This is a genomic window from Vibrio sp. Scap24 (genome assembly GCF_013394185.1).
Taxonomy (GTDB): domain Bacteria; phylum Pseudomonadota; class Gammaproteobacteria; order Enterobacterales; family Vibrionaceae; genus Vibrio; species Vibrio pomeroyi.
Genome location: NZ_CP041332.1, coordinates 2,669,203 through 2,691,972 on the forward strand (window position 1 = coordinate 2,669,203; position 22,770 = coordinate 2,691,972).

Sequence of the window (22,770 nt, forward strand, 5' to 3'; positions counted from 1 at the left end):
TTAGTGGTGTGTTAACTGGTGGGTTCTATTTGGGAATGGGAGAGGGGAATAAAGGATCCGTAGCTATAATCTACTGGTTAAGACAATAGTTTTGCTACTTTGAAGGCGGAATTCGGCTTTCTATAATCGCTTTCGTACAACAACAGCACATTAATCATTCACTACTGATTGTAGATTTAAGCGGTGGTGATAAAATAGCGCCCAAAATTTAGTGATATTTGGCCATTACAGGCTTTGTAATCGGCTCCACTAAAAGAATCACCTACATAATCAAGGTATTTAAATGACGGTTAAAACTCGTTTTGCTCCTAGCCCAACTGGCTATCTTCACGTTGGTGGTGCACGTACTGCACTTTACTCTTGGCTATTCGCTAAAAACCAAGGCGGTGAATTCGTTCTACGTATCGAAGACACAGACCTTGAGCGTAACTCTCAAGAAGCGGTTGATGCAATTCTAGAAGGCATGCAATGGATGGGTATGGAATGGGACGAAGGTCCTTACTACCAATCTAAGCGTTTTGACCGTTACAACGAAATGGTTGATAAGCTACTTGCTGAAGACAAAGCATTCAAATGCTACGCGTCCAAAGAGCTGCTTGATGAAATTCGTGCACAGCAAGAAGAAAACAAAGAGATGGCTCGCTACGATGCTAACCACCCTAAAATTGTTGCAGCAAACGAAGCAGCAAAAGAAGGCGATGCGTGCGTTATCCGTTTCCGTAACCCTAAAGAAGGCAGCGTAGTATTTGATGACCAAATCCGTGGTCGCATCGAAATCGCTAACAGCCAACTTGATGACCTAATCATTCGTCGTACAGACGGCGCACCAACATACAACTTCGTAGTTGTAGTGGATGACTGGGATATGGGTATTACACACGTTGTTCGTGGTGAAGATCACATCAACAACACACCTCGTCAAATCAACATCTATGAAGCACTAGGCGCGCCAGTTCCAACGTTCGCTCACTGTGCAATGATTCTAGGTGATGACGGTGCGAAACTTTCTAAGCGTCACGGTGCTGTTTCTGTAATGCAATACCGCGACGAAGGTTACTTACCAAATGCACTAAACAACTACCTAGTTCGTTTAGGTTGGTCTCACGGTGACCAAGAGATCTTCTCTCAAGAAGAGATGATTGAGTTCTTCAGCCTAAACGCAATCAGCAAGTCTGCATCTGCATTCAACACTGACAAGCTACTTTGGTTGAACAACCACTACATCAAGACTTCTGAGCCTGAGTACGTTGCAAAATACCTGCAATGGCACCTAGACGCACAGAAGATCGATACAACAAGCGGCCCAGCTATCACTGAAGTGATCAAGCTAGTTGGCGAGCGTTGTAACACGCTTATCGAACTTGCTGAGCAATCTCGTTACTTCTACGAAGATTTCTCTGAGTTTGAAGCTGGCGCAGCGAAGAAACACCTACGTGGTGTTGCTAAAGGCCCACTAGAACTTGCTCTTGCTAAAGTTGAAGCACTTGAAGATTTCACTACTGTAAACATCAAAGACGGTGTGATTGCAGCAGTATGTGAAGAGCTAGAGATCGGCATGGGTAAAATCGGTATGCCACTTCGCGTAGCAGTAACAGGCGGCGGTCAGTCTCCTTCTGTTGATGCGGTGATGGAGCTTGTTGGTAAAGAGCGCGTAATCGCTCGCATCAAGATGGCTCTTGAGTTCATTGCTGAGCGTGAAGCTAACGCTTAATTGAGTGATTGCTAGAATCAAAAAAGGGTCAGTAACGTGGTTACTGACCCTTTTTATTTGTCTCGAGCTTTATTATCTAAACAACTTCGTTATAGCTGGTCTTCGGCAATCATTTGAGTCGCTTGCGCGGCTGTTTTCTTATCGAATAAGATGTCCATCATCGCTTTGATGCGCTCCATATCGTCACCAAATTTCGAAAAGTTGCCGCTATTCGGAGCTTTAAAATCAACATTGCCTACGCGCTGCTGATCTTGATAAGCCGAGATCTTAGCGTCTGCGACAAAGGTTCTGAAATCCCAACTCCAACGAGATACGTAATCTAGCGTAATATCTTCTGGATTGTGCTCTGAACCGTCGGCAACGACCTTACATTTGACTTGGTTATTCAGACACCAGTCGAGCATTGAATCGAGGAAGACCGCACGAGTTTTCTCGTCCTCAACTATCGTAACCTGTTCGATTGTATTTGCCTCAGGCAGTGCGTTTCCTGAATACTTAGGGGCACTACAACCTGCGAGTAAAACGACAACAGCAGCAACTAACCAATTTTTCATTATCTATCCTAGATTTTTTTGAAGATGATTGAAGTGTTGATTCCGCCAAAAGCAAAGTTGTTGCTCATCAGGTATTCAACATCCAATTCGCGACCAGAGCCTGTGATGTAATCTAGCTTGCCGCATTGCTCATCGACATTCTCAAGGTTTAGGGTTGGGCTGAACCAACCGCTGTGCATCATCTCTAGACTTAACCACGCTTCAATCGCACCACACGCGCCAAGCGTATGACCAAAGTAACTCTTGAGAGAGCTGATTGGCACTTCACCAAAGATATTCGCTGTCGCGTTACTCTCTGCAATATCGCCTTTTTCAGTCGCCGTACCGTGCGCAGAAACATAGCCAATCTTCTCAGCAGGAAGCTGTGCGTCTCTCAATGCTTTCTCCATACAAACTTGCATGGTTTCCATCTGAGGTTGGGTCACATGAGCGGCATCGCAGTTGCTAGCAAAACCAATGATTTCAGCGTAGATCTTTGCACCGCGAGCAACAGCATGTTCATACTCTTCAAGAACAAGCGTACCGGCACCTTCACCGATAACCAAGCCATCACGCTCGCTGTCGTATGGGCTAGGGGATTTCTTGGGTGTGTCGTTTTTTAAACTGGTAGCAAAAAGGGTATCGAAAACGGCAGACTCAGTAGGGCACAGCTCTTCACCTCCACCGGCAACCATTACGGTTTGGTAACCGTGCTTGATCGCTTCATAGGCATAGCCAATGGCTTGGCTTCCAGAAGTACAGGCGCTGCTGGTAGGAATCACACGGCCGCGTAGACCAAAGAACAGACCTACGTTTACCGCAGCTGTGTGTGGCATCATTTGAACGTAAGTGGTTGCTGTGATTGCTCGTGTCGACTTTTCGTTCAGCATCACACCGAACGCGCCAACGGCATCAGTACTGCCAGTAGAAGAGCCGTAAGCGATACCAGTCTCACCATTGGTCAAAATGTCGTGGCCAATCAGCCCTGCTTGCTCGAGTGCATTCTCAGTAGCAACAGTGGCTAGACGCGATACACGGCCCATGCCACGTACTTGCTTACGCTTATAGTGTTTAGGCAGTTGGAAGTCATCAATAGGCGCGGCAAGCTTTGTGTTCAGACCATCATACTGCTCAAAGCTTGGCATATATTGTGTGGCATTTTCACAGGCTTTTAGTTTTGGTTCGATGTGCTGCCAGTCGTTACCAAAGGCAGTTACGCCAGACATACCTGTTACAACAACGCGGTGGGTCATACTAAGCCTCCATTAACTGAAATCACTTGGCGAGTTACGTAGCCTGCAATATCAGACATTAGGTAGCTGACTAGGCCTGCCACTTCTTCCGGCTCACCCATTCGGCGCAGTGGTACTTGAGGAAGCGCATGATCTTTTACGTGTTCGTCAACCATACCGGTATCGATTAAGCCTGGAGCCACACAGTTTACGGTGATCTTGCGTTTTGCGAGTTCTAGAGCAAGAGACTTAGTCGCGCCAATCACACCTGATTTTGCTGCTGCATAGTTGGTTTGACCGCGGTTACCCATGATGCCTGATACAGACGCTAGCGTGACGATACGGCCACCTTTACGCTTTTGCACCATAGGCATCACACAAGGGTGAAGTACGTTGTAGAAGCTGTCTAGGTTGGTATGGATCACGCCATCCCACTCTTCTTCTGTCATAGCAGGGAACGCAGTGTCGCGAGTAATACCCGCGTTGTTTACCACACCGTAGTAAGCGCCGTGCTCTGCAATATCAGACTCAAGCTTTTCGCGACATTCGCTGCGGTTGCTGATATCAAATTGGATAAGACGCCCTGCGCCACCCAGTTCGGTGATCGATTGTAGAGTCTCTTCAGCACCTTGCTTGTCACCCATGTAATGAACGGCAATTTCAAATCCGTCTTTCGCGAGTTGAATAGCGATCGCTTTACCAATGCCTTTGCTGGCACCAGTGACTAAAACCTGACGGGTCATGATGGGCTCCTAGTTTTCATTTCTTGTAATTTTTGTTCGGTCGGCACGTAAACGTTGAGTTGGCATTGAGCCACCAACTCGCCTTGGTCTTCGACTCTTGCGGTAAACACAGCCATACCGCTGTCTTCCATAAGCTGTTCGGCGTAGATATCAAGGGTCTGACCTTGAGTAAACTTATCGCACAGTGATTTGTAGCGACGAGAGCCGAGTAAGAATCCGATTGGAGGAGTGGTATCGTTTTTGAGTGCGTGGTATCCAGACCATGCCGCTACAGATTGCGCCATAAACTCGATGCCAACATAAGCGGGGACCGTTTGAGATTCGGCGTCAAAGAACAGATTGTGGTCACCAATATCAACCTGACAGTGGATCGACAACGCCTCTACGCTGATAGCACGATCGATTAATATCATCGGATCATCGTGAGGGAGGAGTTGGTCTACAGAAGGGATATCAGTCATTTACTACACCAAAAATCAGGCTAATGTTGTTGCCACCAAAAGCGAATGAGTTGCTTAAGATGTTCTTTACTTTAAGTTTCTGCGCACAGTTTACCAAATCAATCTCAATATCTTCAGCTTTATCCTGACATTTTTGTAAGGGAAGCGGTAAGTCATATTTCAAAATATGCCACGCAATTGCAGCTTCAATCGCACTTGCTGCTCCTAGAGTATGCCCGGTGAGCGGCTTGGTTGAGCTAACGGGAACCTTGTTTGCAAAAATACGGTGGATGGCTTTGCTTTCCATTGAATCATTGAGTGGTGTCGCAGTGCCGTGAGCATTAATGTAACCGATGTCTTCTGCTTGTAAGCTTGCAGAATTTAACGCTTTTCTCATGGCTTGCTCAGCGCCATTTCCTTCAGGGTGAGGCGCTGAAATATGGTGTGCATCAGAGCTATCACCACAGCCTAATAAGGCAATATACGGTGAGTTTTGGGTTGGACTTGTTGGTGCGAGCTTTGTTTTACTGAGCAACATAAACGCCGCTGCCTCACCAATGTTGATGCCATCTCGAGATTGGCTAAATGGCTTACAATGTGTGGTCGAAAGGGCTTCAAGACCATGAAAACCATTGAGCGTCAGCTTACACAGCGTATCAACACCGCCAACCAACACAGCATCAGCCATTCCTGAATCTAATAAACGTTGGGCAGTGAGAAATACACGGCCACTCGATGAGCAGGCGGTCGAGATCGCGTAGCTTGGCCCGGTTAATGACAAATATTGGCTAACGAATTCAGAGGTATTGCCTAACTCTTGTTTCGAGTAGTGGTAATCATCAGGAAATTCACCGTGTGCCAGCTTATGTTTGAATGCTGCCTCACCGTCTGAGATACCCGAAGTACTGGTGCCGATAACTACTGCAATTCTGTCTGCACCAAATTGCGATTTTGCTTGTTCGACAGAGTTTTCAATTTGTTTTAGAGCCGACAGCGCCAATTGATTATTGCGAGTGGCGTATTCCGCTTGAGCTGGTGGAATCTCTGGTAGCTCGCTTGCTACCTTACCAACGACAGTGTGCTTGCCGTCGTTCAGCATATCGCTCACTTCAACCATGTTTGATTCACGTTCGTCTTTGAGACATCCATGAATGTCAGCAATACTTGCGCCTAACGCTGAGTGGAAACCACAGTCTTGGATATAAATAGGCATAGTGTTTAGCTCTTACTTGGGTTATCGACAATCGTTGAGTTCAACGTTTGTATAGTGATGATGTAGCCTTGGGTCAAATGTTTGAACACAATATTGCCTGTCGTTTTGTGTGTACCAGGATCGGCTTGGTAATCAATTCGAATGATTGCCTGCTGGTTGTCATCAAACACGGTGCGGCTGTTGTCTGTGTCGACTAAGTGCCAGCCGATACTTTGTAGAGGCTGAGCCCACGCTTCTGTTGGCCATAAGGTGAGCATTAAATTAAACAGTACCTGTTCGGGCTGCGGCAGTGTAGCCCCAAGGCCAGATAGCACTTGTGTTTTAATAGCTTGGTTTTGGTATTGCAGCGATAGGATGCGCGTACCCCAAGAAGAGAAGCCCGCTAAAACGACCTTTTCGGGAGTGACTTCAACTTGAACAGGTAACTGTTGGGTGTCGTCTTGCCAAGTCGCGCTAATCAACTGACTTGCCGTCAATGAGTACCCAAGATCCCCAGGAAGAGGTAGGGCTAATTCTGTCTCTTGATCGATTGCGACACTTGCACCTGTCGGTTGTTGAGAAACCATTGAACAGGCGTTGAGTAGTAACCCTAGCACGACGGTGAGTGCTATCTTGATTGTGTTGTTCATCTAAAGGCCTCGCGAGGTTTAGTTTTTTCTGTGGCCTGTTCGCTGTTGATTGCGAGTGGGGAAAGAAGCCACGCCACAAAAATACCGGTTAACACGGTAATGCCGAAGCTATGAATGGCATGAGTCTGGCTCAACGACAGTAAGCCGAATGAAAGCAATGTTGTGAGACCCGATAAGGTGATCGCTAATAATGTGCTCAGCGACTTCTTCTGCTCAGCAAAGAACAGGGTGTAGTCGATACCAATCCCTAAAATTAGAATCAAACCTAATAGATTAAATAGGTTCAGTGTTGAGCCCAAAGCTCCAGTCACCGCCAAACCCGCAACGCCTGCAATCAATGACGGCAGCAGCATCAACAGACTTTGTTTCACGCCATAGCGCCAACCTAACACCATGCCAATAGCCGCTAATGCTATCAGTAACAGCTCGGTAATTTTGACGCGGTACTCAGCGAACAGATATGAGATTTCATCGGCTTTATTGAGGTATTTCACACCTTGTTGTTGAGCAAAATTTGAACCTAACCAATTTGAGAATAGATCAGAATCAGTGACCTCTTTGATCATGATGACCGATGCCGCTTGGTTATCGATGGGTTGCAACCAAAGTGGGCGAATCGGCTCTGATACTGGAGATGCCAAAAACTCATCCAGTGTGATGGGGTGGTATTTTGGTAGCTCTGGGAAGCTCGACCAACCGAGTGTGGTTTGTAAGGTAGCGCTTTGGTTAGCGTAGAGTTTCTTAACCAACTGATAGTTGTCGTGCTGCTCTTGCTCACTTGGCAGGTGCTGATTGACGCTGCGATAACCTGAGATGCCTTGCTGATCGACCAACGAATCTAACTTCGAGCTGATCAACGCTAATTTGTTCAGTAACGCCTGATTGCTGTTCGCCGTCACTAAAAGCATGTTTTGAGCGCTACCTAGGCCAGAGATTTCTGAGATGGCTTGCTCTTGCTGTTTTAGTTGTTCAGGCATCGCTTGTAGCTGGCGGATATCGTCGTCATAACGAACTTGGCTGATTGACGCCAAACTCACCACGGTCACTATTAAAGGTAAGCCGATTCTAAATTTGGGATTGCTCCACCAGTTTAGCCATGTGCACCAAAGGCTAGCCAACGGTAGCGCACGCTCTTGGCTTGGTTTGAAGGCCAATACTGGGTACCAACACACCACACTGGCATAAGCGGCAATAAGCCCGATAGACGAGAACAGAGCGAGTTGTTGTAGACCAGGGAAGGGGGCAACCAGCAGCCCTAGATATCCGATCAAGCTGGTGATTAAACCTAGAGTAATCGCAATGAAGATATGCTTTAGGCCTTTATCACTCTGCCACTGACTTCCCGCTGCCAAACGGTCAGTGAGGTAGTGAAAAGAGTAATCGATGGATACGCCAATTAAGCTTGCGCCAAACACCAAGCTGAATAGGTGGACCTTACCGAAGATAGCGACGGTGCTCGCCAATGCGACCAATAATCCCGTGCTGATTGAGAGCAAAGACAAGGCAAGCGGCAGTGCGCTACGAAACGTCAACCACACTAATAGAATCACGCCCGCCAATGAGCCTAAGCCAATGGTACTGATTTCAGACTTCGCACTTTGGGTACCGTAATTTGCGTAGAAAACCACACCAGTGTGCTGAACTTTGACGTCAAATTGCTTCTCAACTTCTCGCTCTAAAGTATCTAATGCTGGAAGTTGTTCTTGAATCGCTAAGCTATAAGGAGAGCCTGCTAACGTCGCGGTAACAAGAATGTGTGATTGATCTTGTGATTGTGCGGTTAGATAACCTTCTTTAATCCCAAAGTTACTCGAACGGGTGCCGACCTCGCTTATATAGTCACGAAATAACAGGAACGGGTCTAAGGTTAACTCGGTCGCTGTCACGCCTGAAAAAGGGTTGTACAAGGATTGAATCACATATTGAGCACGTGATTCTGGTGCATGAGTTAATGTTTCTTTCTGTTGTTCGGTCAGCAGTTGAGCGCGATGACGAAAATAGAAGTCGCTCCATTGGCTTTGTGTACTGGCGTTGATCTTGCCTTGAACATGTTTGAAGAGAGCTGAACTGTCAGAAAAGGCGTCTTGATTGAGCGATTTCTCAAAGGCTTGGGTTGCCGCCATAGTGCTCTTGATATCAGAGCCGCTCAAGATGAACACCACTTGCTCACTCATCGAGTTGGAAATCTGCTGAAAAGCTTGTTCAACCATAGGATCTTGCTGATTCTCAGGTAGCAATTTCATGATGTTGCTTTCGATGGGCACTGAGGAAGAAAAAGCGAACTGTTTGATCAACAGTCCGCTAAAAAGCACCACGATAACTAGCCAAACAAGGGCAAGCTTAGAGTTGAAATTGTTGCGCTTCGGCATCTGACAATACTTCCGGTTGATGGCTTAGCTGGCTGAATTCGATCACCGTGCTATCTCCACGAATCTCTTTTAGCTCGATTCGCTCAATATCACTGTTGCCTTGTAGTGTGATGGCTTCAAATACTGCATTCATTGGCGCATTTTTTGGCGTTAGGGTAAGTGTCCACGAATTGTTGCCTGTATTCTCGTCTGGGCTTTGTATTACTGCAGGCTCGAATGACAGAGAGAATTGTTCTTGAAGTTTTTGTGTGTCACCGTGGAACACCGATAGGAAAATATGGCTGAAATAAAATGCCATTGGGTTTTCTTTATCGGTGATGATTTTCGCGGGTTGATCAGCAAAACTTTGACTCAGTTTGTTATCAGTGAGCACTAAGTTCACGGGAAACGGTGTGGTTTGCGTCCAAAGTAGGCCACTTGATTTGTCTAACAGGAATGTACCTTGCGACGTCAAAGGTTGGGCGAACATTTCCATATTTCGTGTTTGAGTAAACTCGCCACGCACAATGCTATTTTCGCTCAACACCGTTTGCAGTTCTGAAATAGAACCGACGGAAGCTGTGTTCTGATTAGCAGTAGCAAGGCCACTTGCCATCATCGCAGCGAGTCCTAACAGCAAGACGCTAATATGTTTACGACTGCGTTTAAACAGACTCATGATTCACCTGTTGTGGGTTAGAGGCTTGAGATTGATGTTCAGCAGCTAGAGGTAAGCAACCAAACTGGTGCCAGTGCTCGACTTTATCGGTAAACACTTTCGGAGAAGCGAAACACATCTCTTGTTCTTCAATGGTCACGGCAACCTGCATGGTGTGTGCTCGTGTCATGCGAGCGCCTGTTAGAGCATCATGAATTTCATAATCAACTCGCAGGCGGTTTTCCCACTCGGTGAGCTTCGCCGTTACCTTAATCTCGTGATTAAACGGTATCGCCTTAATGTATTTCACGCGCGTGTCGATGATAGGCCACATGTAGCCAGAATCCTTCATCTCATGATAGTTGTACTCAATCTTATCCATCATGATGCGTCTTACTTCCTCAAAAAATCGGAAGTAGTTACCGTGATAGATCACGCCCATTGGGTCGGCATCTTGGAATGAGGTGATAAGTGTCACCTCAGATTGTAATGGATGAAGGATTTCAGACATAAATCGCTCTCAACAATATGCGTAAAGGGGTAGCTACTTTATGAGGTTAACTACTCTATGAGTAAAGTTCTTTTAATAAAGTGACCAATGCTGACTTTGAATACGAGAAATAAAGTGGCGCAGATCGCCTTCAAGCGGGCGATCCTCGACAATAAACTCAAACTCTTTCAGTACTTCGTCGCGAATGTGCTTGAGGTTCTCACTCATGTGGTGCTCATCAAGTTCATTGTGGCGTTTACGAAGCTCAAGCGCCTGTGTACCTGCAAGTAGTGAGGCTGCTGCTACTTGTTCGGTTAGCTCTAGAACACGTAAACAGTCACGAGCTGCAATAGTACCCATGCTCACTTTGTCTTGGTTGTGACACTCAGTTGAGCGAGAGAATACGCTTGCAGGCATGGTGTGTTTCAGTGCTTCTGCTGTCCAAGCTGACACGCCGATCTGTACCGCTTTGAATCCGTGGTTGATTGGCTTACGCTCACCTTCAGCGCCTGTTAGGTTGAATGGCAGGCCGTTATTGAACTTGTAGTCCATTAGCTGCGCCATTTGGCGATCAAGCAGGTCAGCAAGGTTCGCGACGGCTGTTTTTAGCGTGTCCATTGCCATCGCGATATGACCACCGTAGAAGTGTCCACCGTGCAGTACGCGCTCATTATCACCATCGATAATTGGGTTGTCGTTGGCACTGTTTAGTTCGTTCTCAATCATCTGGCGAAGCCAAGGTAGAGAGTCTTGAACCACACCGATAACATGTGGAGCACAACGCAGAGAGTAACGATCTTGTAGGCGATCACTGTTACGTGGTGGGCGATCTGCTTGCAGATCATCACGTAGCCATGCCGCAACTTGTTGTTGACCTGGATGAGGTTTCACTGCGAACAGCGCTTCATCGAAGTGGAAGTCATTGCCATGCATACCGACAGATACCATAGCGGTGATCTTGGTCGATAGCTGAGCTAGATATTCCGCGCGCTTATAAGCGATACAAGCTAATGCCGTCATCACAGACGTACCATTCATCAATGCCAAGCCTTCTTTTGGCTTAAGCTTGATAGGGCTAATGCCTAGCTCTTTGTAGACGTCACTGGTTGGGCGCACTTCACCTTTGTATATAACATCACGCTCACCAATCAGCGCGGCTGCTAAGTAAGAGAGAGGTGTTAAATCGCCACTGGCACCCACTGATCCTTCTTGAGGAATACGCGGTGAGATGTCTTGGTTGATTAGGGTAACGATCTGGTTAAGTAGATCGTGAGTCACACCAGATACGCCTTGTGATAGCGAACAAAGACGAGTTGCAAGAACTGCTCGAGCTTGCTCGTGAGACAGTATTTCACCTAAGCCACAACCATGGAAGCGTGTAAGGTGAAGAGGAAGTTCATCAACAAGGCTTGGCGGAATCGCAACCGTACAAGAGTCACCGTAACCCGTCGTTACACCGTAAATCACGCCTTCTTCTTTCAGTAGGCGTTCTAAGAAAGCGACACCACGGTCGATCTTAGATATGAATGCTTCACTTGAGTTCATCGAGGCTTTCGCGCCTTGTGAGATAGCGACAACATCCTCAATCGTGAGGTGTTCGGCACCAAAGGTGATGCTATTTGGATTCTTTTTCGTCATGGTGCTTGCTCAATGTCCAAAAATTAAAAAAGTTGTACCACTGAAGCGGTGCTTTCAGTGTGTAGTGCTGAAGTCGGTCTGCGTATTGTTGAACGACTTGCTTTAAAGATTGTTCGCGGGTCTTTCTAGGTAATTCGATTTTGTCGCTAAAATGCTCAAAATAGACATTAAAGTGCGGTTTTTTCTGCGAGTCGTCACGTAAACCAAACAGTAAAAATACGGGTGCTTTGAGAACCGAGGCTAACATAAATGGTCCTTGAGGGAACGGAGCTTCCTTACCTAAGAACTCTGCCCATACCGAGCGGCTCTCTTTGCTGGTGGAAGTTCTATCGCCAACAATCACGATCCATTCGCCTTGCTCCAACTTCTGCTGTAACAAGATTGCTGTATCAGGCCCCATCGAGGTCACTTGAATCAAGTTTAAGTCAGACTGCGGGTTCACGGCTTTCATCACAGAGTTAAAACGTTCTGCGTGCTCTGTAAAAACCAAAGCATTGATTTTGATGTTCGAGTGCCTGCGACCCAAAGCGCGACACAATTCGATGTTGCCTAGGTGCGAGCCTAAAATCAGTACACCTTGCTGGTTTGCTACCATATTTTCGAACTGGTCTTGGCCATGAATAGTGAGGTTCTCTGCTGAGAAATCGCCTTTCCATGCCGCAAGCTTGTCGAGCATCGTATGCCCAAACGAAAGCAGGTGGTTATAACTGGTTAGCTCTGTAGGTAATTCTATGTTCTGCTGCTCTGCGTACGCCTTTAGTTGAAACAAGTATTGTTCAGAAGCGTTTCGAGCGCGCTTGCCTGTTAAGTGGTAGTAACGCATCACACCACGCAGAATGAGGTTGAACACACCGCGACCTAACAAGGTATAGATGGTTAATAACAGCTTGATGCCTAATACTGTGCCGCGTTCTTGAGTGCGAGACCAGTGGGGTTGTTCAGAAGCCTGCGGTTCTGAATCCGTCGATAAACTTTGGTTATTATCAGCTGAATCGGATTTGAAATGGCGGGCAATCAGTTTTGGGGCTCTTGGCAACATGCCGAAGAAAAGACGCGTATGCATCCAACTGATTTTGACGTTATCCCACAACGCATCGAAATGAGAGATGCCATTTTCAGGATAGATGACTCGAGTTTCAACGAAGTCGATGTCGCAACCTTCCCAATACAGGCGAACCAAAATCTCGATATCGAAGTCCATTCTCGAACCAACATCGTATTTGCTAAGCACCGCTTGTGTTTGGTTGATTGGGTAAGCTCTAAAGCCACACATGCTGTCTTTAATTGATAAAGAAAGGGTTTCTATCCATACCCAAATGTGTGTCGCGTAGCGCCCGTAGAGCCTTGCTTTAGGCACACTCTCGTCGTAGACAGGCTGGCCTGATATCAGACGTTGTGGTTTAGCTTGTGATGCCTCAATCAATGCTGGTAAGGCTTCAAGGTCGTGTTGCCCATCAGCATCTATCTGAATGGCGTGGCTAAAACCGAGTTCGTGCGCTTTTTTGATACCGGCTTTTACTGCGCCGCCTTTACCTTGGTTTTGCTCAAGCGTGACCAAGGTTACGTTTGAATTCTCTGCTAGGGGAGCCAGAAACTGTTTTGTGGTGAGTTCACTGCCATCGTCGACGATGATGATCGGCAACTCAAAGTGATGGAGCGACGAGACCACAGCAGGCATGGTTGCGCCATGGTTAAAGCACGGGATAAGGAAGCAAGCGTTGTAGCTGCTTTCTTTTGTTGGGTGTTGAGAAGTAACCTCGACGGGAGCGCTATTCACTTTTCTCTCCCAGCTTCATTTTGCCTGAAGAGTGGGTCTGTTCACCGTTGTTTGAGGTGTAACTGAAGCTGAGCTTGTCTTTGTCTACATCCCATTTGAGTGATAACTGGATTGTAGCGTCAGGCAGGATAGGCTCTTGGAACTTGATCACTTCCATGCCTTTAAAGAAACCAGGGACGTTTAGCTCTTGGACAGCGTAGTGAAGTGCCCAATCGATTTGCGTGACGCCCGGTAGAATAGGGAAGCTCTTGAAGTGCCCCTTAAAATCGGTGATATCTGCGCTAACATTAAGTGTCAGGGTCGATTCATTCTCTACCGTATCTACAGCAATGATGTTTGGTTTTCTCTTATCCATAGGGCGTGCTTAGAATCCTTGGGCAAATATTGGTTCTTTGACAAAAATATAAAAAGATAATCTCAGTGTAAAATACGATCAGCGGTTTCTATGATTTTATCAGCTGTTCTATGTGAGATGTTAATCGCTTGCCTTGGCTGTTGAGAGGAATCTCATCAACAATACGGTACTTTCGTGGGATAGCGATTGGTTCTAACCACTTTCTGAGTTCTGTACGCAGCATCAACCAGAATTTACCTTTGCTCCTGGTCGATAAAGTCGCTTGGCCTTCATCTGATAATACCAAAACCGAGGCCAAGATTAATCGCTCAGGCTCCTCAAATGGAATTACCACGCATTCGCTTATCCAAGGCAGTTGCTCAAGTCGTTTCTCCACTTCAACCAGTGATACTCGTTTCTCTTCTATCTTGATCACTCGGTCGGTTCGGCCCTTCAATATGAATTGATTCTCCGAGACCATTTCGCACTCATCAGCGGTTTGGTACCAGTTGTTCTTATCTATGTAGGGCGACAATAACTTAATGCAATTCTCACTGTTGAGACTAGCCTTAATACAGTCAAAAAGCTGCCAAGGGGTTTGAGCGCTCTCTTGCTGTCGAAATGCGATACCACCTGTTTCTGTGCTACCAAAGACTTCAATCGGTAAATGACCAAGTAGATCTTGTGACTGGTGAGCCGACTCGGTAGGCAATGGACCACCCGAAGAGAAGATTCCTGCAAGTTGTACCTTGTTGGTCTCGTGCTTTAGTCGTTTGAGTAGCGCAGGGCTGCTGATCAGCACACAGTTTTGATTTGCGTGAGACAAGATCTGTTCTGGGTATTCAAGGTTGTGTCGAGCAAATGGAACCCCAGAACATAGCGGCCATAAGATTCTAAACAGCAAACCATAGATATGTTGATGAGAAACGGTGCTTTGGATTCGGTTTCCTTTGAGTAATTCGCCCCAGTTTTTGTTTAACTGAGCGGTCTCAATATCTAGGTGTTCTAACGTTTTATCTATCGCTTTTGGCGTACCACTTGAACCTGAAGTAAACAGAGTTAATGGGACAGTTGCCAAATCAATGGTCGTAAGATCATCGGTTAGAAGCTTTTGTACTTCGGTGCTTGAGTCCAATAAGGTTTGGATATTGCGAACGTCACTCACCTCAACTTCGCCAATCGAGTCATCAACTAGCAGGCAATCAAACTGTTCACTTAACTCAGCAAGCGCACAAGGTTGGTAGTTACCCGGTAAGATGATGTGTTTGTTGGCTGCTGCACACGCCAAAAATGCTATCGAAAATAGGTAGCTATCTTGGGTACAAATCGCAACTCGTTGTAAAGGGGATGAAGATAAAAGGTGCACGAGTTGAGATAAGTCGTCGTTAAAGGTTTGCCACGTAATCTCGCTATTGTCGTCAAAGCAGACAATAGATTCAGGGGCTCTGTTTTGGCTGAGAAGCTCAGATAACGAGGTGTAAGATACGGTTTGGGTCATAACAATTTAACTCTGACGAATGCGCTGTCTTACTACCCACTCTCCTGCAAAGAGTAACCCGGCGAATAAATAGCTCAGTAAGCCATTGTAGAGGGTCCATATTTCAAGAGGTTGGAAGCAGGTGCAAAGGGCGATAGAGCCATTGATAACAAAGAACAAGCACCAAATTTTGGTGACTTTTCGCGTATAATCAACGCCACTTTGCGGAAGTTCAGGCTCTTGAAGGCGAGCAAGGCGTTCGATAATGGTTTGTGGTTGCCATAGGCTTGAAGCGAATACGACCAGCATACAAACATTAACGATAACGGGATAATAAGTTAGCCAGCCATGTTGCTTAAAGGCTAAGCCCAAGGCCAGCAGAACAATACCGGCACTTCCACTGATCCAAGCTAGGTGTTTTAGCTCTTTGATTTTAGCCTGACCGCCGGTGAAAATGCGGACAGCAAAGATAGCGGCCAAGGCGATACCAACGGTTTGTAGGCCAAACTTGTTGAGTCCAAAGTAAACCGCTATTGGATAAGTGAAAAGTATGATTGCCGACAGTAAAGTCAGCAGAGGACGCATTATGCGTCCTTCAATAGTTCAACCACAGATTCTACAACGTCATTAACGGTGCGTACTGCTTTGAACTCTTCAGGCTTGATCTTCTTACCTGTTACGTTCTGTAGATGAACGACCAAATCAACCGCATCAATGCTGTCTAGGTCTAGATCAAGATAGAGATGAGCTTCTGGCGTGATATCTTCAGCGTCAAGCTCGAACAGCTCGATAAGCGCATCTTTAACCTGGTTGTATACTTCTTGTTGGTTAGCTTGTGTCATAAAGATCTGTCTAGTTGTTCGTTTGAGATGAGATGTAGTTCGCTAGGTTTTCAACCGATGCAAAATGCTGGCGAGTATTTGAGTCATCGGCATCGATAACAACGTTGTACTTTTTCTTGATAGCAAGACCAAGCTCTAGCGCATCAATAGAATCTAATCCAAGTCCATCACCAAATAGTGGAGCTTCCGTTTCAATCTCATCGATGCTCATATCTTCAAGGTTCAATGCGTCGATGATCAGTTGTTTCAGTTCGTTGTGTAATGTTTCCACTTTGGCCTACTTAATGCTTTATCTAAATGCTGCTTTAAGGGGGCGATTCTACATTATGCGAGGTATTTTCGAAATGCTGATATCGCCTGTTGTTATATTGAGGAACTAAATGTTTTCTTCGGAAGGGAAAATAGTGTGTGCAAGATGATGATTAAGGCGTCTTGCTGCCGAAGTTAAATTATTCGAATTCTCAATAAATGGTGCGACTTCTATTTTACCTTTCACCGCGACATGAAAAAAGGGTTTCGTAGCAGGAACTTGATACCATTTTTTTTCTTTCGTTAAGAATGTCGGAGAAACTGTAATATGAATCACGCGTAAATCGGTTTGTGTTCGAGTCGCGATTTGTGCGGCACCACGCTGTAAGGATGGTTCAATTCCGGGCGTTGTGCGAGTTCCCTCGGGAAAAACAAGCAGTACGTTTCCACGAGAAAAGCGTTCTTCACAGCGTTCTAAAAGATCGTCAGGTGTTTGGTTAGGAATATAACCCGCGGCTTTGACGATCCTCTTCATAAATGGGTTTTCCCAAATGGCCGCTTTAACGAGGCAATCACATTGAGGAAGTTGAGAGGCGATCAGCACATAGTCAATCAAGCTTGGGTGATTGGCGACGATGATGCAGTTGCGATCTTCACGCAGTAGTTCCGCACCATCAATTCGGTAATCAATCGCGCCAGTGAATCTCATGATCTGGCAGAACGCATTGAATGAAAAACGAATCAATCGCTGAGCCTTAAGCTCTCGTTGAATGGTGTCTGACGTGATGAGTGCGATCGATGGCAAGATCAAGAAGCTCAGCACTAAGCCACCTAAACCGAAGATGGTGAAGCAGAGGCCTGTCGCGAATACTCGCCAATATTGGTCGACCTTGCTCATTTATACTGCTCCGGCTTTAGCGTTATTTACCCAAGTCCAATCTTGGTGTTTGCCTGCCACTGTCCAGCTCTTTGAGTCTTGAAGGATGTTCTGTAGCGATTGCAGGCCTTGAGGCAACTCAGCTTCTGAGTTTTCGCTGGTTACGGCTTTTGATAACGATACGTTTCTTGATATCGATGCGGCTCTTGATACCGAGTAGTCATTGCCAGAGGTGAGCACTAAACCCAGCGCATAGTCGGCATAACTTTGAGTTTCGAACTCTTGGTAGAGCTCAGGTAGAGGTTGGTCGAAATCGATAACTAACACACGATGCGACGGGTATTGGTGAAGGTAAAGATAAGCTTCAATCAGAGCGTTATGGAAAGTATCTTGCCCAGCAGCAATAGAGGTCAATGGAATCGGCGCTTTTGCGGCAATGGTGGTTAGCCCGGCAGCGGTATTGTGTACCGACTGTGAGAAGGCCATTGGTGAGGCATCGTCACCTTCCAATATCGACTGAATCAATGTCGCAGTTCGGTGCAGTTCACCGTGTCGGCTGGCAAAAACCAGATAATCAATCGAGGTGTCTTTTAATAGCGTTAATGCGGTTTGGACGGCAAGCTTACTTTGTAGGCTCATTCGGCGGCGCATCATAGGAGGGATCGCTTTGAATTCCGTTGAGCCGTCTTGTGGCCAATCTAAATGAGTGCTCCACGCTTGCCATTCGGCATCGGAATTGAGACCGGCAGAATTTGCAGACCATTTCTCAATATTGAACGACATTAATTGGGACTGATTTGACATAGAGTATTGATTTGCTTTGGGTCTAACTAAATACTATGCGTGCTTATAAATAAACACAGATAAGGAATTTAAATGAAATTACTAAAAATAGCCGTTTCAATGTTATTCATATTCGTTCTTGCAGGGTGTGGACGTGTCCAACCTGTAATGAATGTTGAGGATACTCCAGTTGCACTTAATCTTCAAAGTAAACAGGTGAAATCAGCTATTTATGAATCGGCTGAGAATCGAGGCTGGTTGGTTTCAGAAATAAAACCTGGCTTGATCCGTGCAGAACTGTATGTTCGCTCACACCATGCTGTGGTTGAAATTCCTTATAGCGACAAGTTTTACTCTATTCTTTACGTTGAATCAGAGAATTTGAAGTATGACGATGGTGAAATACACCGTAATTACAACCGCTGGGTTAATAACTTAAACGTTGATATTAAACGTAAGCTTGCACAAATGGCTGCAGAGTAACCCTCTATTATTTTAAAGTTAGGTTTTTCGTGTCGGAATATAAATTAGATCCATTCAATGCATTAGAAGCAAAAACAGAAGCTCAAAAATTGTCTTTCGCTCCTATTGTTTTTCATACTGCTCGTACACTTCGTGATTTAGGTATTTTAAAAGCCTTGGATGATGCGGGTAGTGATGGTTTACCAGCAGAGACGCTTTCTGAATTAACCGGAGTATCCGAGTACGGCGTGAAAGTTCTGCTCGATATGGCGTTGAGTGCTCATATTGTGACTTGGGAAAAGCCTAACTACAAAATGGCTAACCTTGGCTTCTACCTTTTGCATGATGGCATGACTAACGCAAACATGGATTTCACTGCTGATGTTTGTTACGCCGCGATGATGCATTTAACGGAAGCGATTGAAGAAGGTACACCTGCAGGCTTAAAAGAGCTGGGTGATTGGGAAACTATTTACCAAGGCTTGTCTCAATTGCCAGAAAAAGCAAAAGAGAGCTGGTTCAAGTTTGATCACTTCTATTCCGATCGTTCATTCCCTGTACTGCTCGAGAAGGTCTTTAGCAAGGAACCTAAAACGCTGGTGGATATTGGCGGTAACACGGGTAAATGGGCAATGCAGTGCTGCAATCACGATGCAGACGTTGAAGTCACCATTGTCGATCTTCCGCAGCAGCTAGAAATGGCAATGGCAAACGCTAAGCAACATGGTCACCAAGATAGAGTAACGCCATTCCCTGCCAACATGCTCGACAAACAGCAAGCGTTGCCGACAGGCGCGGATGTGTGGTGGATGAGCCAATTCCTTGATTGCTTCTCGCCAATGGAGATTCTGAGCATATTAAAGCGTGTTCGCTCTCATATGTCAGAAGAAACGACGGTCTATATCCTTGAACTGTTCTGGGATGCACAGAAATACGATGCGGCTTCTTATAGCTTAAACGCGACTTCGCTGTACTTTACGTGCTTGGCCAATGGCAACAGCCGTTTTTACCGCAGTGAAGACTTCTTAGAGATCGTTGAAGAAGCTGGCTTTGAAGTAGTGACACGTACCGACGATATCGGTCTTGGTCATACACTGCTTGAATTGAAAGCTGGCGCGCAATAAAAAATAACAAACATGGCTTAAATTAATGAAAAAACTGTCAACTCAAGTAGTTATCATCGGAGCTGGACCATCAGGGTCTATTGCTGCGTCTTTGCTTCATAAAAAAGGCATCGATGTTCGAGTGATTGAAAAGAGCGTATTCCCGCGCTTTTCTATTGGTGAAAGCCTGTTACCCGCTTGTATGGAAGTGATTGAACAGGCTGGGATGGCTGATGCAGTAATCAACGCCAACTTCCAATACAAAGATGGCGCAGCCTTTCGTAAAAATGGCATTTATACCGCGTTTAATTTTGAGGATAAGTTCTCTGCTGGGCCGGGAACTACATTTCAGGTTCAGCGCGGCGCCTTTGATAAGGTGTTAGCAGACACTGCCGAGGCGCAAGGTGTCGCTATTGATTACCAACATGAGTTGATGGGGATTAACTTCACAGACAATCGCACCATTTTAGAGGTTCAAGTACTTGATGGAGAACGCTATCAGCTAGAAGCGCAGTACGTTCTGGATGGCAGTGGCTTTGGTCGAGTGCTACCGAAAATGCTTGATTTGGAAGAGCCGTCATCGCTTCCTCCTCGCAAAGCCATTTTCACCCACATTAACGATCATATTGCAGAGGTGGATACCGACCTTGAATATGACCGCAATAAAATTCTTATATCTGTGCACCCAACCAACCCTGATGTTTGGTATTGGTTGATACCGTTTAGCAACGGAGTGTCTTCATTTGGTGTGGTGGGGGAGCCTAAGTTCTTTGAATCTTACCCAGAAGATAAGATTGCCGCGATCAAGCAATTGGCAATGGAAGAGCCGGGTTTGGCTGAGATACTGGCAAACGCTGAGTACCCAAACCCTGCGGGTGAAATCGGTGGTTATTCAGCTAACGTGAAACATCTTGCGACAAACAAATACGCATTGCTGGGTAATGCGGGGGAGTTCCTTGATCCTGTGTTCTCATCGGGCGTGACGATTGCGATGAAGTCGGCACAGTTTGCGGTTGAGTGTGTGGAAAAGCAGCTTAACGGTGAGAAGGTTGATTGGGAACGCGATTATGCAGATCCGTTGATGGTTGGCGTAAACACCTTTAGAACGTATGTTGAAGGGTGGTACTCAGGTACCTTGCAGGATGTGATTTTCTATCAAGATCCAAACCCGAAGATTAAACAAATGGTGTGCTCTATTTTAGCGGGCTACGCATGGGATCAAACCAATCCTTATGTGAAAGACTCAAAACGCCGATTGACGACACTGGCAGAGATCTGCCGAAGCTAGGTGGTCTATTCCGTGTGTGAGAACATCTTCAAGCACCAAGGTGACTAACCTAAAAATAAAAACAGCCGCAAATGCGGCTGTTTTTGTATCTGAAAGTATGGAAATTCAATTCAATCGAGTGAAAGCTACTTTAGGTCGATGCTGTTCAATCGTCCCATAAAAACGAGCAAATCGATCACATCTTTGTGAGCATCAAGCAGTGCGCGTTTGGTTTGGCTATAAGCGGCAAGTCGACCGTGCTTTCTGATTGAGCACACCTTAGTTTTGTATTTGTAATCACCATTCTCAGAGAACACACGCCATTTGGCGATATAACACTCATCACGGTGTTCGGGGTCACTCTGCGTTGGGTTTGGTTTGAATACGATTTTAGGCTCTAAACTATGAGGTAGGCGCGTCATCAAGTAGGGCTCTTTGAGGACTTTAGGCCAAAACTTACCCCAAAGCTCTCTGCCCAGTTCATCTCTTAACTTAATGGTTTTCTTCAGTGCCTTGTCTTCACCCATACGAACAAAGCCGACAGATCTGTGTAGCACAGTGTCTTCGGGTGTATGAATGTGGATCTTAAAAGCGGTTTTACCTTTCGAGATAAAGCGGTAACCGGTAGCACCAATTAGATTATTCTGGCTCATAGTTTGCTAAATGATGATTATGTTATTAATAAGGTTACGACAAATACGTTAAAACCGAAACTAATCATCATGAAAAAAATAAAGCCTTAACAAAAGTGCTAAGGCTTTATTAGAAACTCTGAGACGAGCGTGTCGCTAACTACATGATTTTCTGCATCACATCACCAATTTGAATGCTTCCCGCAAGGCTTGGTTGATCAATCGTCAGTTCCGCTTCGTTTTCATAAACGCGAGAAACCGTTAGGGTGATATCGCTTTGAGAAACCTTGTTGCGTGGCAAACCGCGTTGGTCGATAAACGAACCTGTGTGCCACAACTGAAGCTTGTCACCTTGTTGAACACCATGCATTCGGCCCAAATCAATGGTCACTGTATTGCCGTAGACTGCCGCAACCTCTGGCAGGGTGATCTTACACGATACTTCTGATTCCAAGTCCAGCATGATATTACGGCTGACGCGAAGCATCATGCTGCCATAAGTGGATGCCCAGAAGCGCGCGCTGCGTGTATCGACTTCACTGGTCTTAGCAAATGGCCATTTTGCCACTTCACGATAGCTACGATTGTAAACTTGATGACCTGTTTTTCCGTCAAACACTTGCATCTCGAGCGCGAACTGACGGTTGATAACATCGTCTTTCAAAAGCTTAGATTCGATGGTCGCCGTTAAGTCGGTAATGTCGCCACCAATGATGTACTGCGCACCTGTGTCTTGAGCGATCATCTTGATCACTTCAGGTCGACGCTTGTCGATGTCATAGTTGGTTGTGCCAACAGATACAAAACTGCGAGACTCTTGCGCTAGCTGTCTGTCAACCACATGGCTGAAATCATCGCCGATGTTATAGATTCTTCCCATCACGGCTTGTTGAGGCGATGCCACATCAATATTGCCGACCAAAAATGTCTTCTTATATTGGCTTTCATGGCAAGCATTTGCCGAAGGGTAGATATCGATCCTTGCGGTGATCATTAAATTGCCACCGCGTGTTCTCTCTTTATCAACCAAGATGTAGCGTACTTCGTGGTTGGTAAACTGGAACTCTTTCTTGCTCGAATCTAGATAGGGCGTGAGGTTGGAGATACTACCAATATCAGCGCCTGAGAACTGAACTGCCTTGTAAACCGCGTCTTCCAGAGCGTGGACCCTTGCGCTTTCTTCTGTCGATACGATCGCTGCGGTACCGGTAACTTCATACCAAGAGGCATGAGCACTGAAGCTTATGGTTATCAGTGAACTTATTGAAAATAAGTAAGAAATTATTTTTTTCATCTATTCGTTACCAGTTGGGTATAAATATTGCTTAACAA

At 45.9% G+C, this 22,770-nt stretch carries 24 protein-coding genes; 4 read left to right on the forward strand and 20 right to left on the reverse strand.

Translation table 11 applies throughout. The features are described from left to right. Window positions 1-283: 283 nt before the first annotated feature. Entirely contained in the window at window positions 284-1,711 is a 1,428-nt protein-coding gene (gltX, locus tag FLM53_RS11890) for a glutamate--tRNA ligase (RefSeq protein WP_176681842.1), read from the forward strand. A gap of 89 nt (window positions 1,712-1,800) precedes the next feature. Here the strand turns inward: gltX and FLM53_RS11895 are convergent, their stop codons facing one another. The 18 genes from FLM53_RS11895 to FLM53_RS11980 all read right to left on the reverse strand — a co-directional run bounded on the left by FLM53_RS11895 (window position 1,801) and on the right by FLM53_RS11980 (window position 17,995). Then, on the reverse strand, window positions 1,801-2,265 hold the full coding sequence (locus tag FLM53_RS11895; RefSeq protein ID WP_176681841.1) for an Sbal_3080 family lipoprotein: 465 nt from the start codon (window positions 2,263-2,265) through the stop codon (window positions 1,801-1,803). 8 nt (window positions 2,266-2,273) lie between these two features. Continuing rightward, window positions 2,274-3,497 (reverse strand): beta-ketoacyl-ACP synthase, encoded by a 1,224-nt coding sequence (locus FLM53_RS11900; protein ID WP_176681840.1) that lies wholly within the window; start codon window positions 3,495-3,497, stop codon window positions 2,274-2,276. Next, window positions 3,494-4,219: a 3-ketoacyl-ACP reductase FabG2 gene (locus FLM53_RS11905; protein WP_176681839.1), complete on the reverse strand. Its 726-nt coding sequence runs from the start codon at window positions 4,217-4,219 to the stop codon at window positions 3,494-3,496. Before FLM53_RS11905 ends, FLM53_RS11900 begins: the two co-directional genes overlap by 4 nt. Then, entirely contained in the window at window positions 4,216-4,680 is a 465-nt protein-coding gene (locus FLM53_RS11910) for a hotdog family protein (RefSeq protein ID WP_176681838.1), read from the reverse strand. The genes FLM53_RS11905 and FLM53_RS11910 overlap by 4 nt, the downstream gene beginning before the upstream one ends. Then, window positions 4,673-5,872 (reverse strand): beta-ketoacyl-[acyl-carrier-protein] synthase family protein, encoded by a 1,200-nt coding sequence (locus FLM53_RS11915; protein WP_176681837.1) that lies wholly within the window; start codon window positions 5,870-5,872, stop codon window positions 4,673-4,675. The genes FLM53_RS11910 and FLM53_RS11915 overlap by 8 nt, the downstream gene beginning before the upstream one ends. Before the next feature lie 5 nt (window positions 5,873-5,877). After that, window positions 5,878-6,501: a DUF3261 domain-containing protein gene (locus tag FLM53_RS11920; RefSeq protein WP_176681836.1), complete on the reverse strand. Its 624-nt coding sequence runs from the start codon at window positions 6,499-6,501 to the stop codon at window positions 5,878-5,880. Further along, on the reverse strand, window positions 6,498-8,870 hold the full coding sequence (locus tag FLM53_RS11925; protein WP_176681835.1) for an MMPL family transporter: 2,373 nt from the start codon (window positions 8,868-8,870) through the stop codon (window positions 6,498-6,500). Before FLM53_RS11925 ends, FLM53_RS11920 begins: the two co-directional genes overlap by 4 nt. After that, window positions 8,842-9,528 carry an outer membrane lipoprotein carrier protein LolA gene (locus FLM53_RS11930; RefSeq protein ID WP_176681834.1) on the reverse strand — a complete coding sequence of 229 codons (687 nt, stop codon included), beginning with the start codon at window positions 9,526-9,528 and terminating at the stop codon, window positions 8,842-8,844. Before FLM53_RS11930 ends, FLM53_RS11925 begins: the two co-directional genes overlap by 29 nt. Then, window positions 9,515-10,018 (reverse strand): thioesterase family protein, encoded by a 504-nt coding sequence (locus FLM53_RS11935; RefSeq protein WP_176681833.1) that lies wholly within the window; start codon window positions 10,016-10,018, stop codon window positions 9,515-9,517. The genes FLM53_RS11930 and FLM53_RS11935 overlap by 14 nt, the downstream gene beginning before the upstream one ends. Window positions 10,019-10,090: 72 nt before the next feature. Further along, a complete protein-coding gene (gene hutH, locus FLM53_RS11940; RefSeq protein ID WP_176681832.1) occupies window positions 10,091-11,635 on the reverse strand; it encodes a histidine ammonia-lyase in 1,545 nt (514 codons plus the stop codon). Continuing rightward, on the reverse strand, window positions 11,613-13,412 hold the full coding sequence (locus FLM53_RS11945) for a glycosyltransferase (protein WP_176681831.1): 1,800 nt from the start codon (window positions 13,410-13,412) through the stop codon (window positions 11,613-11,615). Before FLM53_RS11945 ends, hutH begins: the two co-directional genes overlap by 23 nt. Continuing rightward, on the reverse strand, window positions 13,405-13,767 hold the full coding sequence (locus FLM53_RS11950; RefSeq protein ID WP_176681830.1) for a 3-hydroxyacyl-ACP dehydratase: 363 nt from the start codon (window positions 13,765-13,767) through the stop codon (window positions 13,405-13,407). Before FLM53_RS11950 ends, FLM53_RS11945 begins: the two co-directional genes overlap by 8 nt. A gap of 88 nt (window positions 13,768-13,855) precedes the next feature. After that, the gene (locus tag FLM53_RS11955) at window positions 13,856-15,244 is read right to left on the reverse strand and encodes an AMP-binding protein (RefSeq protein ID WP_176681829.1); all 1,389 of its coding nucleotides are present in this window, start codon (window positions 15,242-15,244) and stop codon (window positions 13,856-13,858) included. Window positions 15,245-15,250: 6 nt separating this feature from the next. Beyond that, window positions 15,251-15,808, reverse strand: a complete 558-nt coding sequence (locus FLM53_RS11960) for a septation protein IspZ (RefSeq protein WP_176681828.1) — start codon at window positions 15,806-15,808, stop codon at window positions 15,251-15,253. Further along, window positions 15,808-16,065: an acyl carrier protein gene (locus FLM53_RS11965; protein ID WP_004739745.1), complete on the reverse strand. Its 258-nt coding sequence runs from the start codon at window positions 16,063-16,065 to the stop codon at window positions 15,808-15,810. The genes FLM53_RS11960 and FLM53_RS11965 overlap by 1 nt, the downstream gene beginning before the upstream one ends. Window positions 16,066-16,075: 10 nt before the next feature. After that, window positions 16,076-16,336 (reverse strand): phosphopantetheine-binding protein, encoded by a 261-nt coding sequence (locus tag FLM53_RS11970; protein ID WP_176681827.1) that lies wholly within the window; start codon window positions 16,334-16,336, stop codon window positions 16,076-16,078. Window positions 16,337-16,441: 105 nt separating this feature from the next. Beyond that, window positions 16,442-17,212 (reverse strand): 1-acyl-sn-glycerol-3-phosphate acyltransferase, encoded by a 771-nt coding sequence (locus tag FLM53_RS11975; RefSeq protein ID WP_176681826.1) that lies wholly within the window; start codon window positions 17,210-17,212, stop codon window positions 16,442-16,444. Beyond that, entirely contained in the window at window positions 17,213-17,995 is a 783-nt protein-coding gene (locus tag FLM53_RS11980) for a beta-ketoacyl synthase chain length factor (RefSeq protein WP_176681825.1), read from the reverse strand. A gap of 72 nt (window positions 17,996-18,067) precedes the next feature. Here FLM53_RS11980 and FLM53_RS11985 point away from each other — a divergent pair, with 72 nt between their 5' ends. The 3 genes from FLM53_RS11985 to FLM53_RS11995 are packed head-to-tail and all read left to right on the forward strand — an operon-like array spanning window position 18,068 to window position 20,827. Beyond that, window positions 18,068-18,457, forward strand: a complete 390-nt coding sequence (locus FLM53_RS11985) for a hypothetical protein (protein ID WP_019824137.1) — start codon at window positions 18,068-18,070, stop codon at window positions 18,455-18,457. A 29-nt stretch (window positions 18,458-18,486) separates the two neighbouring features. Beyond that, window positions 18,487-19,560: a methyltransferase gene (locus FLM53_RS11990; protein WP_176681824.1), complete on the forward strand. Its 1,074-nt coding sequence runs from the start codon at window positions 18,487-18,489 to the stop codon at window positions 19,558-19,560. Between the two features lie 25 nt (window positions 19,561-19,585). Next, window positions 19,586-20,827, forward strand: a complete 1,242-nt coding sequence (locus FLM53_RS11995) for an NAD(P)/FAD-dependent oxidoreductase (RefSeq protein WP_176681823.1) — start codon at window positions 19,586-19,588, stop codon at window positions 20,825-20,827. 125 nt (window positions 20,828-20,952) lie between these two features. On the opposite strand, the gene FLM53_RS12000 is transcribed toward FLM53_RS11995, so the two are convergent. Further along, window positions 20,953-21,459, reverse strand: a complete 507-nt coding sequence (locus FLM53_RS12000) for a hypothetical protein (RefSeq protein WP_016791308.1) — start codon at window positions 21,457-21,459, stop codon at window positions 20,953-20,955. A gap of 139 nt (window positions 21,460-21,598) precedes the next feature. Beyond that, window positions 21,599-22,732: a flagellar assembly protein FlgT gene (locus FLM53_RS12005; protein WP_176681822.1), complete on the reverse strand. Its 1,134-nt coding sequence runs from the start codon at window positions 22,730-22,732 to the stop codon at window positions 21,599-21,601. Window positions 22,733-22,770: the final 38 nt, after the last annotated feature.